9 protein-coding genes are annotated in these 11,424 nt (G+C 64.8%); 3 read left to right on the top strand and 6 right to left on the bottom strand.

The window, feature by feature from the left end:
* Window positions 1-255: 255 nt before the first annotated feature.
* The 5 genes from P9273_RS29405 to argH form a co-directional block, all read right to left on the bottom strand.
* Entirely contained in the window at window positions 256-2,862 is a 2,607-nt protein-coding gene (locus P9273_RS29405; RefSeq protein ID WP_278051975.1) for a TIGR02302 family protein, read from the bottom strand.
* 114 nt (window positions 2,863-2,976) lie between these two features.
* The gene (locus P9273_RS29400; RefSeq protein ID WP_278051974.1) at window positions 2,977-3,918 is read right to left on the bottom strand and encodes a threonine/serine dehydratase; all 942 of its coding nucleotides are present in this window, start codon (window positions 3,916-3,918) and stop codon (window positions 2,977-2,979) included.
* 30 nt (window positions 3,919-3,948) lie between these two features.
* The gene (gene lysA / locus P9273_RS29395) at window positions 3,949-5,217 is read right to left on the bottom strand and encodes a diaminopimelate decarboxylase (protein WP_278051973.1); all 1,269 of its coding nucleotides are present in this window, start codon (window positions 5,215-5,217) and stop codon (window positions 3,949-3,951) included.
* A 54-nt stretch (window positions 5,218-5,271) separates the two neighbouring features.
* On the bottom strand, window positions 5,272-5,478 hold the full coding sequence (lptM, locus tag P9273_RS29390) for an LPS translocon maturation chaperone LptM (RefSeq protein ID WP_040998560.1): 207 nt from the start codon (window positions 5,476-5,478) through the stop codon (window positions 5,272-5,274).
* A 185-nt stretch (window positions 5,479-5,663) separates the two neighbouring features.
* Window positions 5,664-7,064 (bottom strand): argininosuccinate lyase, encoded by a 1,401-nt coding sequence (argH, locus tag P9273_RS29385; protein WP_278051972.1) that lies wholly within the window; start codon window positions 7,062-7,064, stop codon window positions 5,664-5,666.
* Window positions 7,065-7,097: 33 nt separating this feature from the next.
* Between argH and tlpA the strand changes: the two genes are divergently transcribed.
* Window positions 7,098-7,781, top strand: coding sequence for a thiol:disulfide interchange protein TlpA (gene tlpA, locus P9273_RS29380; protein WP_278051971.1), 684 nt, complete (start codon window positions 7,098-7,100; stop codon window positions 7,779-7,781).
* A 9-nt stretch (window positions 7,782-7,790) separates the two neighbouring features.
* Here the strand turns inward: tlpA and P9273_RS29375 are convergent, their stop codons facing one another.
* Window positions 7,791-8,831 (bottom strand): endonuclease/exonuclease/phosphatase family protein, encoded by a 1,041-nt coding sequence (locus P9273_RS29375; protein ID WP_278051970.1) that lies wholly within the window; start codon window positions 8,829-8,831, stop codon window positions 7,791-7,793.
* A gap of 250 nt (window positions 8,832-9,081) precedes the next feature.
* On the opposite strand from P9273_RS29375, the gene P9273_RS29370 reads away from it, so the two are divergent.
* Window positions 9,082-10,434, top strand: coding sequence for an extracellular solute-binding protein (locus P9273_RS29370; protein ID WP_278051969.1), 1,353 nt, complete (start codon window positions 9,082-9,084; stop codon window positions 10,432-10,434).
* A gap of 103 nt (window positions 10,435-10,537) precedes the next feature.
* Window positions 10,538-11,422, top strand: a complete 885-nt coding sequence (locus P9273_RS29365; protein ID WP_201411946.1) for a carbohydrate ABC transporter permease — start codon at window positions 10,538-10,540, stop codon at window positions 11,420-11,422.
* Window positions 11,423-11,424 lie beyond the last annotated feature (2 nt).

Below are 11,424 nucleotides of genomic sequence, written 5' to 3'. Positions count from 1 at the left end.
GAAGGTCGTCCGAAAGAGGTCGCGTCATCAGATGCTGGCCTCCATTCCAGCCAGCATCTTGAATCACAAATCCGACAACTCGGGAATCCCCTTCGATTCTGTCAAAGTAGGAAACGCTCTAGGCGAAACGCATCTGGTGCTCAGTGGCTCAACGAAAGCTCCTCGACGGCTAGCCGACAAATTGGCTGCGATCATCTCACGAACGTTCGAGAGAAGTTAGCCGTACGCCACCGTGCGCAACGGAATGGGTGAGCTTTACTTCAGCTCCAGCAGCCGTTCGAGATAGCTGCGCTCGATGTCGGGGCTGAGCGCATTGCCGAGCCGCTTGCGGATCGCGTCGAGGATCTGGCGGGCGCGTTGCACGTCGATCTCGTCGGGAACCTTGACCGAGGTGCCGTCATCAGGGCTGTTGGTGGCGCGCGGCCGTCCCAGCGGATCGCGGTCGGCGTCCTGCTGGCGACCGCCCTGCTCACTGCCGCCCTGGTCGCCCTGCATGGCCTGCATCTGCTTCATCATCTCCTTGGCGCCGCGGCGCAAGGCTTCCAGCGCACGGCCCTGGTGGCCGACGGCCTGGTCGCCATCGCCCTGGCCAAGCGATCGTTCGGCGTTACCCATCGATTTGCCGGCCTCGCCGAAGCCCTCATTGGGTTCCATGCCGAGACCTTCAAGCCCTTTCTTCAACTGATCGAGCTCGCTTTGCAGCTGGCCCTGGCCTTCCTGCAGCTGCTTCAGCGCATCGGCCAGATCCTTCGGCGACATTTTCGGGCGTCCCAGCGGATCGCGATCCTGACCTGGCCCCGGCCGCTGCTGGTCATTGGGCTGGCCTGGTTCGCCATCCTCGCCAAACTGCTGCTGCTCGCCGCCCTCGCCGCGCTGTCCGCGCTGCATCTGGTCCAGGCGGAAGGTGTCGTTCATCATCTCCTGCTGGCGGCGCATGATATCGCCGAGCTTGTCCATCTGCTGGCGCATCTCGCTATCCTGCTCGCCACCCGGCTGCTGGCGGCCGGCCTGCAGGTTGTTCATCATATCCTGCAGCTCCGAGAGAAGCTGCTGCGCCTTGTCGCGATCGCCCGATTTGGCCAGATTCTCGATCTGATCCATCATGCGGTCGATATCGCTCTGGCGCAGCTCGCGGCCGTTCTGCTGCATCTGCGGCGCGTTCGGGTTCTGCTGCGCGCGCTGGGCGAATTCCTGCAGGAACTGGTTCATCGCCTCGCGCAGTTCCTTCATCGCCTTCTCGATCTCCTGATCGCTGGCGCCATTCTTGATGGCGTCCTGCAACGCCTGCTGCGCCTGGCGCAGCCGCCGCTCCGCGGCCGACAGATTGCCTTCCTCGATGCCGAGCGCGATCTCCCACAGATAGGACACGACATTGCGCAACTGGTCGTCGCTTTCGGAGAGCTTCAGCCGGCTCCGCGCGCTCATGATGGCGAGATAGTTCGACATGTTGTCGAACGTGTCCTCTGGCCGCAGCGTGATCGCATCCATCAGGTCGAGGACACGCGGCTTGGCATTGGTGTCGAGCGCCAGCAGCCGTCGCTGTTCGATCACCGCGCGGGCCAGCGGATTGGCGAAGGGCCGCTCGGGCATCACAAGCGTCTTGGTCTCGCTGGTCGCGGTGTGGCCGGCATCATCGGTGACGCTCAGCGTCAGCTTGATGCTGCTGCCGGCCCAGACATGCTCGGTCAGATCCTTGGTCGTCTTGGCCGCGTTCGCCTTGCCGCCGCGGCGCGGCAGCGTCAGCGGCATGTCGGGCGGGCCGTAGAGCGGATGCGCGTTGGCGGCCGGCGGATTGGACAGTTCGAAAACGGCCTTGGCGGAGGCCGCGCCGTAGTCGTCGTCGATCTGGTAATTGAGCTCCATGGCGCCGTTGACGGCGCGCTTCGGCTCGCCGACGAAGCGGATCGTCGGCGGCTTGTCGGGGATGACGGCAAAAGCCCAGTGGCCGAGGTCGCTGTCGCCCGATTTCAGCGTCAGCGTACCGTTGGTGTTCAGCTTATCCGCGAACTGGCGCACTTTTGGTGCCGTCTGGCCGGCGGCGGGGGCCGGGGTCTCCCTGGGCGCTCCGGGGGGCGCCGCCGGCTCGATGGCGCGGTCATTGCCGGCCTGATCGGCGTAGTTCAGCGTTTCCTCGCCGGAGCCGCCGGTGACGCGCAGCGAGACGTCGCTGCCTTGCGGGACGGAAAAGGTCTGGACGGCCTGGTTGGCATCGGCCGTCAGGAACAGCGGCGCCTTGCCGGTATAGGCCGGCGGCGTCACCCAGGCGTCGATGCGCGGCGGCACGGTGTCGTGCGAAGCGCGGGCGACAAAAGCGTCACCGACCCTGCCGCCAAAGGGTCCTAAGGAGAAGGCCAAAGCGGTGACGAACAGCAGCCCTGCCACGGCGCGCAGGCCCCAGCGGTCATAGTCCGGCACGTTACTGCGCGGCCGGTCGGCGCCGAGGCTCGAGAGCCGCTCGGCCATGCGCTTCTGGTGCTCGCGCCACAGCGCCTGCGAGAAGATGCTCTCGGCGCCGCTCGGCCGGTCGGTCTGCGCCTGCACCGGACTGTGGAGCAATTCGTTCGCCGCCTCGATGCGTCTGTCGACCTCCGCGGCCGAAGGTATGCGGAAGAAGCGCAGCGGATAGAGCGCAGCGACTGCCGCCAGCGCGAACAGGATCAGAAGGCCGATTCGCGCGGTGTCCGGCAGGCGCGGGAACAGGCCGAACCATGAAAAGCTGAGAAACAGGCTGGCGACGACCAGCACCGGCAGCACGAGCGGCCAGGCGCGCTCGAAGAGTATCGAGGCCCGTGTCGCCATCCGGCTGAGCGCCAGGCGCGAGGCCAAGCCGCGTTCGCCGCTGGAAGTGGGTCGTTCCGTCATCGGCCCTTCCTGCCCGGGCGCGATAGCCCGGACGTCATCGCCAGAAGGATACCAACAAACACGGCAAAGGCGAGGCGGGTTCCAAAAACGTGAAGCGGTCTGGCCGGGTTATGATCAGAAATTGGCGGGATTCGTGTTCGAACCGCAGACCAGGACGGCCACGCGCTCGCCGTCCGCGGGCATATAGCGTCCGGAAAGTATGGCCGCGAAGGCCGCGGCGCCACCCGGCTCGGCGATGATTCGCACACGGTCCCACAGCGCCTTCTGCGCCGCAACGATGTCGTCGTCGCTGACCAGGATCGAGCGCTCGACGAAAGCTTCGGCGATCGGAAACATCATTTCGCCGACGCGCTTCGGCGCCAGCGAATCGGCGGCGATGCCTTCGGCGGGCGCATCGACCGGCTCTCCGGCCTCCAGCGCGCGGTAGAGCGTCGGCGCGCCCTCGGGCTCGATGGCGACGATGCGGATGCGCCCGGAGAACCATGCGGCGATGCCGCCGATCAGGCCGCCGCCGCCGACGGCGACCAGCAGCGTGTCGATCTCGGGCAGGTCGGCCTCGATCTCCAGGCCGAGCGTGCCCTGACCGAGCAGCGTTTCCTCCTGGTTGAAGGCATGGATCTGCAGGGCGCCGGTCCTGGCTGCGAAGTCTTGGCTGGCGGCCAGCGCCTCGGCATAGCGCGCGCCGCCGACCACCAGCTCCGCCCCGTAGCCGCGAATGCGCGCGAGCTTCGCCGGCGGGCTGACCTCCGGCACGAAGATGCTGGCCTTGTGTCCGAGCTTCATGGCGGCGTAGGCGACGGCGGCGCCATGATTTCCGCCGGACGCGGCGACCACGCCGGCTTCGGGCACCTGACGTTCGAGCAGATTGGTGAAGGCGCCGCGCACCTTGAACGACCCGGAATGCTGCAGGCATTCGAGCTTCAGGTCGACCGGAAAGGCAGGCCGGCCGAAGTCCGCCATGTCGACGCGCATGACGGGCGTGTGGCGCACATAGGGCCGAATGCGCGGTTCGACAGCGGCGATGCGCTCGCGCGTGATCGTGTTTTTTTCCAGCATGGCTAGCTCCTTAAGGCGCGCCGCCTGGGTTTACTTCAACCAGTCGGGGACCGAATCCAGTCCGATCAGATCCTCATAGGTCTGGCGCGGCCGCACGACATGGAAGCGGTCGCCGTCGACCAGAACCTCCGGCACCAGGAGCCGGGTGTTGTAGGTGCCGGCCTGCACCGCACCATAGGCGCCGGCGGTGGAAACGGCGATCAGGTCGCCGGCCTTCAGCCTCGGCAGGTCGCGGTCGAGGCCGATGAAGTCGCCGGTCTCGCAGACCGGGCCGACGACATCGACCTTCATGCGCGGAGTCGAGGCGGGCTGCTGCACCACAGGCCTGATATCGTGGAAGGCATCATAGAGCGTCGGCCGGATCAGGTCGTTCATGGCGGCGTCGACGACAAGGAAGTTCTTGGCGTCGCCCTCCTTCACATAGATCACCTCAGACACCAGGATGCCGGCGTTGCCGACGATCAGGCGGCCGGGCTCGAACATCACCTTGAGGCCCAGCCTGGTGACATGCTTCCTGACGATCTCGGCATAGGCGTCGGGCAGCGGCGGCGGGCTGTTGTCGACGCGGTAGGGAATGCCCAGGCCGCCGCCGAGATCGACATGCTCGATCGAATGTCCGTCGGCCCGCAGCGCGCCGACCAGTTCGACGAGCAGCGCGAAGGCGTCGTCGAAGGGCTGCAATTCGGTGATCTGGCTGCCGATATGGGTGTCGATGCCGGTCACCTTGATGCCCGGCAATTCAGCCGCTCCGGCGTAGACCTGCCGCGCGCGCTGCCACGGAATGCCGAATTTGTTCTCGGCCTTGCCGGTCGAGATCTTCTTGTGCGTCCTTGCATCGACGTCCGGATTGATGCGCAGCGAGATCGGAGCCACCTTGCCGAGCGCGGTCGCGCGCGCCGACAACAGCTCGAGCTCCGGCTCGGATTCGACGTTGAAGCAGAGAATGCCGGCGTTGAGGGCAAAGTCCATTTCCCGCGCGGTCTTGCCGACGCCGGAAAACAGGATCTTGCCGGCCGGGATGCCGGCGGCCAAAGCACGGCGCAATTCGCCTTCCGAGACCACGTCGGCGCCAGCACCCTGCCTGGCCAGCGTCCTCAGCACGGCCTGGTTGGAGTTCGCCTTCATGGCGTAGCAGACCAGCGCGTCGAGGCCGGCGAAAGCCTCTCTGAAGACGCGGAAATGCCGGGTCAGCGTCGCCGTCGAGTAGCAATAGAAGGGCGTGCCGACCGCGGCTGCGATGTCGGGGATCGCGACGTCCTCGGCATGGAGAACACCGTCACGGTAATCGAAATGGTTCACGGGTATTGGTTCCGGAAAGTTGGAGCTCGAGGAGATCGATCGGTCTCATCGGCTCTAGAGCAGGGGATCGAGAATGAATTTCCTGTCCTTGACCGGTTTTTCCGGCTCGGGCGGCACCGGCTGCTTGGCTTTTTCCGCATCCTTGCGCGCCTGCACCGCCGCCTCATAAGGCGTGTCGAGGCCGGTCTTCCTGCCGCAGCCCGTGACGGTGACAACCGCCGCCAGCAGCGCCAGCGTCACCAAAATCCTGCTACGGGTCATCGATCCATCCGTTCGAAACTGTTTATTGTGCCGCCGCTTTTAGCCGAGTTTTCAGCGCTTTGCATCCCGGCAATTGCTTTGATGCTGTCGTTCTCCCAGAACGGCTGCACACTTCTGAGCGACATGCATTTGTTTTGATGCATGTGGTTGCCCCAGAACCGCTACACACTTCTGGGCGACATGCATCAAGCCTTGGCGAGCCGCTTCTTCCAATAGCGGATCTGCTTTCGCACTTCGGACGGCGCGGTGCCGCCGAAGCTTGTGCGGCTCTTCACCGAATTCTGCACGGCAAGCACCGAAAAGATGTCTTCCGTGATGCCGGGATGGATCGAGCGCAGGTCGTCCAGCGAGAGCTTCTCCAGGCCGACCTTCTTTTCCTCAGCGAGCGCCACGGCGCGGCCGGTGACATGGTGCGCCTCGCGGAAGGGGAGGCCGAGATTGCGCACCAGCCAGTCGGCAAGGTCGGTCGCCGTGGCGTGACCGGCGCCGGCGGCCTTCTTCATGGCGGCGGCGTTGACGGTCATGTCGCGCATCATGCCGGTCGTCGCCGCCAGCATCAGGTCGAGCGTCTCGGCTGCGTCGAAGACCGCTTCCTTGTCCTCCTGCATATCCTTGCCATAAGTCAGCGGCATGCCCTTCATCACGGTCAGCAGGCCGACGAGATGGCCATTGACGCGGCCGGTCTTGCCGCGCACCAGCTCGGCGGCGTCCGGATTCTTCTTCTGCGGCATGATCGAGGAACCGGTGGAGAAGCTGTCCGACAAGCGGATGAAGCCGAATTGCGGCGTCGACCAGATGATGATCTCCTCGGCGAGCCTGGAGAGGTGCGTCGCGCAGATCGCGGCGATCGAGAGGAATTCGAGCGCAAAATCGCGGTCCGAGACGCTGTCCAGCGAATTGCGCGTCGGCTCGCGGAAACCGAGCGCCCGGGCCGTCATGTGGCGGTCGATGGAAAAACTGGTGCCGGCAAGGGCCGCCGCGCCCAGCGGGCTTTCATCCATGCGCTCGATGGCGTCGCGGACGCGCGAGAGGTCGCGGCCGAACATCTCGACATAGGCCATGCAGTGATGGCCGAAGGTCACCGGCTGGGCCGCCTGCATATGGGTGAAGCCGGGCATGACGGTCGCCGCATGCTCCTCGGCGCGTTCGAGGAACGCAGCGATCAGGTCCTTCAAGGCCAGGGCGACGCGCTGGCATTCCTGCTTGACCCAGAGCCTCAGATCGACCGCCACCTGGTCGTTGCGCGAGCGGGCTGTGTGCAGGCGTCCCGCCGCCGGGCCGATCAGATCGGCAAGGCGGGCCTCGACATTCATGTGGATGTCTTCGAGCTTGGTCGAGAATTCGAACGTGCCGGCCTCGATCTCTTTCAGGATCGTGTTCAGCCCGTGAGCGATTTTTTCTTGATCGGCCGCCGAAATAATGCCCGTTTCAGCCAACATCTCGCTATGGGCGATCGATCCGCTTATGTCCTGCGCGTAGAGCTTGCGGTCGAAGCCGATCGACGCGTTGATCGCTTCCATGATCGCGGCCGGACCCGAGGCAAAACGTCCGCCCCACATCTGGTTGCTGGCCTTCTTGTCGCTCATCGCTATAACCCGTGCTCCGGAGCAGTTTTGAAAATGGCAGACGGCAATAGGTTCTTTTTTCCGGCTACGCGGCTCATCCTCGCCGCCTTGATGGCGGGCGTGCTGGCCGGCGCGGTCGCGGTATATGTCAGCGAGAGCGGTTCTGGCAACAACGCGCCGGAGAAGGTCGCCGCTGCCGCCGGCAAGGACGATGCCGCCTGCGCGGCCAAGGCCGACCGGGCCAAGAGTGTCGCATCGAAGGCCGTCGGCCAGGTCGCGGCGCTGCAGCCGGCCGATCCGCCGCAATCGCTGAAGAGCCTTGCCTTCGACGGTCCCGACGGCAAGCCGATGACGATTGCCGACCATGCCGGCAAGACGGTGCTGCTCAATCTGTGGGCGACATGGTGCGCGCCATGCCGCGCCGAGATGCCGGCGCTCGATGCGCTGCAGAAGGAAAAGGGCAGCAATGCCTTCGAGGTCATCGCCGTCAATGTCGATACCGGCGACGACACGAAGCCGAAGAAGTTCCTCAAGGAGATCGGCGTTCAAACGCTCGGCTTCTACCGAGACCCCACGATCGCGCTGTTCAACGAAGCGAAGACGCGCGGGCTGGCGCTCGGACTTCCCGTGACCATGCTGATCGACGCCGATGGCTGCCTGATCGCGCATATGAACGGCCCGGCCGAATGGTCGAGCCCGGACGCCAAGCGGCTGGTGGAAGCGGCGCTCGAACCCTGATCGCGACCGCTATCTCACCCGCACCGTCACCACCAGCGCCTCGTGGTCGGCGCTCGGGCTGCCGTCCGGCAGCACCGCCGGCAGCGTCGCGGGCGCGCTTGCCGCAAGCCCGCGCGTGAAGAACCAGTCGATATGGCCGGCAGGTGTAGCATCGCTGGCCGCGCGCCGCTGCGTCGGCTTGTCTAACGCGTTGGCGCCGCGCCAGTCGTATCCACGTTCGGCCATGATGGCGAAGAGCGGCTCGTGGCGGTCGGGGCACATCAGCCGGTCCGGTTCGGCGGCAATGCGGGCCTGCCATGCGGCCGGATCGGCGTGACGCTCTTCATAGGTGGCGGTCAGGGTGTTGAAATCGCCGCCGATCAGGACCGGCGCGTCCGCGTCATATCTGTCGATGGCGTCAAGGAGATGGCGCGTCTGGTCGGCGCGGCCAGCGGGATTGGTGCGGTTCTCGAGATGCACCGAAACGACGGTGACCCGGCGCTCGCCCACCATAACCTGGCCGCCGAGCGCCATGCGGCCGCCGATCCGCGGCTGGCCGTGCTCGGGCAGGAACCAGGCGCCGGCGGCGTCCAGCCGAACGAGGAAGGGCCGCAGCAGCGGGACGGCGCTGGTTACGGCGTTGCCGTGGAAGCCCTCGATGTTCTCGGCGCCGCCATTTGCCGCCTGCTCCGCCTCATTGCCGGTGCCGAGTTCCAGGAACTCGACGCCATAGGCGTAGGAATGGCCTAGACGATCGGCAAGCCGGCTCAAAAGATGGCTGTTGCCGGAGCGCGCCATGCCCTTGTCGACCTCGGACAGCAGCACGACGTGCGGCGCCTGGCCGGCGATCGTGGCGGCAATGGCATCGACATGACGCAGCCGCTCGACGTTCCAGGCCATCACCGTCAGGCTCTCGCCGACGCTTCCGCCCGACGCCCGGCCGCCGATCTCGATCTCCCCGAGGGCGGGAACGGCGGCGGCGTGGCGCAAATGCGTGGCGCTGTCGCGCGGTCCGTCCCGCATGGCGTTGCGGACGGCGACGGGCACGTGCGTAAGCTGCGGGACCAGCATGTCTCTTCTCATTCAATTAGCCGGTTAATCACGGAGGTCTTTTCGCCGCTTGGCGGCGCCCTAGCTCTCTAGAGCGCCGATGTGACGTTTTCATGCCGGCGCGACCGCTGCCAGGGGAGGAGAGACCGGCCGTCCACAGGGCCGCTTACCGGTCCAGGGGCCACAACAGAACTGTCACATACCTTCTCTATGAGAGCGGGCAAGGACTTGCGCAAAACCCTTGTCACACTGCCACTCAAGAGGGAAAACCATGACGATCATCAAGCGGGGCTTCGCTGCCCTTGCCGCCGGCGCGCTCAGCACCGCGCTCGCGGTTCCTGCTTTTGCCGAGCCGGTCAAATTCGATTTCTGGTTCGGTCTTTCGGGCGACCTCGCCCGCGTGGTCGACACGCTGTGCAAGAACTTCAACGATTCCCAGAAGGACTATGAGGTCGTCTGCACCAGCCAGGGCAATTACGACGCCACGCTGCAGAACACGATCGCGGCGTTCCGCGCCGGCAAGCAGCCCACCGTCGTCCAGGTCTATGACGTCGGCACCGCCACGATGATGCTGTCGGGCGCCTACAAGCCCGCCGACAAGCTGATGGAAGAGAACGGCTACAAGATCGACTACAGCGACTATTTCCCCGGCATCGCCCGCTATTACGCGACCTCGAAGGGCGAGATGCTGTCCTTCCCCTTCAACTCCTCGACGGCGCTGATGTACTGGAACAAGGACGCCTTCGCCAAGATCGGCAAGACCGAGGCGCCGAAGACCTGGGAAGACGTCGGCGCCGACCTCAAGGCGCTGAAGGACGCCGGCTATGATTGCCCGATGGCGATCAACATCTCGGCCAATGAGAGCTGGCAGCTGATGGAGCAGTTCTCGGCCCTGCACAACCAGCCGATCGCCACCAAGAACAACGGCTATGACGGTCTCGACGCCCGCCTCGAAGTCAACAAGACCAAGTTCGTCCAGTACGTCACCGACTTGAAGAAGTGGTATGACGCCGGCCTGGTGAAGATCAAGTCGAAGGACCTCGGCCAGGATATGGTGCAGGCCTTCGCCACCGGCACTTGCCAGGTCATCCTGACCTCGGTCGGCGACCACGGCACGGTCGGCCGTACCCAGAAGGAAGGCATGAACTGGGATGTCGCCGAGCTGCCGGTCTATGCCGGCACCGAACGCAAGAACTCGCTGGTGGGCGGCGCTTCGCTGTGGGTTCTGTCCGGCAAGTCGGACGCCGAATACAAAGGCGCTGCCGCCTTCCTCAACTTCATCCACGATCCCAAGACCGCGTTGTTCTGGTCGACCAACACCGGCTACATTCCGGTGACGAAGTCGGGCTTCGATTTCATGAAGTCCAACGGCTTCTACAACAAGGCGCCCTACAAGGGCCGTGAGGTCGCGATCGAGAGCCTGACCGCTTCGGAGCCGACCGAGATCACCCGCGGCATCCGCCTCGGCAACTTCACCCAGATCCGCGCCGAGTTCGGTACGCAGATGCAGGCGATCTTCGCCAACAAGGTCAGCGTGCAGGAAGGCCTCGACACGCTGGTCAAGAATGGCGACGCGATCCTCGAGCGCTTCCAGCAGACCTATCCGGGTAAGACCCTGCCCTGATCCCGGACGTTGGAGCGGCCGCCCGCCGGGAATCGACGGGCGGCCATTTCACATCTAGGTTTGCCCTGAAGGCGGGCCAGTGGTTCCACTCATCGGCGGATCGATGGAGAAACGCGTCACTTTCGGCAGATGGACGATCGGCATCCTGTTCGCGGTGCCGCAGCTCATCCTGATCTTCACCTTCTTCTACTGGCCGGCTGGCCAAGCGGTTTACTGGTCGCTGACGCTGCAGCAGCCCTGGGGCGGCGGCAACATCTGGGTCGGGCTCGATAATTTCCGCTCGATCCTCGCCAATGCCGATTACTGGAATTCCATCACCGCCAGCATGATCTTTGCCGGCATCAGCACGGGCCTTGCGATGGTCATCGCGCTGGTGCTCGCCGCCTTGACCGACCGGCAACTCGCCGGCTCATGGCTCTATCGTGTCGTGCTGATCTGGCCCTACGGCATCGCCGCGCCCGCTCTGGCGCTGGCGTTTCGTTTCATCCTGGCGCCGGAGGCCGGCTTCATGGCCGTCGTCAACAAGGTCTGGCCGGGCTTCTGGGACCCCGGCCTCGACGGCGCCGACGCGATGGCCTCGATCATCATCGCCTTTTCCTGGAAATATGTCGGCTATAATTTCATCTTCTTCCTCGCCGCCTTCCAGGCGATCCCGCGTTCGCTGATCGAGGCAGCGGCGATGGACGGCTCCGGCGTCATCCGGCGCTTCTGGGACATCCAGTTTCCGCTGATCACGCCGACGATCTTCTTCCTGCTAGTCATCAACATCACCGAGAGTTTCCAGGACTCCTTCGGCATCGTCGACATCATGACGGCGGGCGGACCGGCCAACGCCACCAATCTGATGGTCTACAAGATCTATTCCGACGGCTTCAAAGGCCTCGATTATTCGGGTGCCGCCGCGCAGAGCATCATCCTGATGCTCTTGATCATCGCGCTGACGATCGTCCAGTTCCGCTTCATCGAGCGGCGCGTGCATTATCGTTGAGG

The sequence above is a fragment of the Mesorhizobium sp. WSM4935 genome, from assembly GCF_029625735.1.
Classification (GTDB): Bacteria; Pseudomonadota; Alphaproteobacteria; order Rhizobiales; family Rhizobiaceae; genus Mesorhizobium.
The sequence above is the reverse complement of the archived record's forward strand: the minus strand, read 5'-3'. Positions and strand labels throughout refer to the sequence as shown.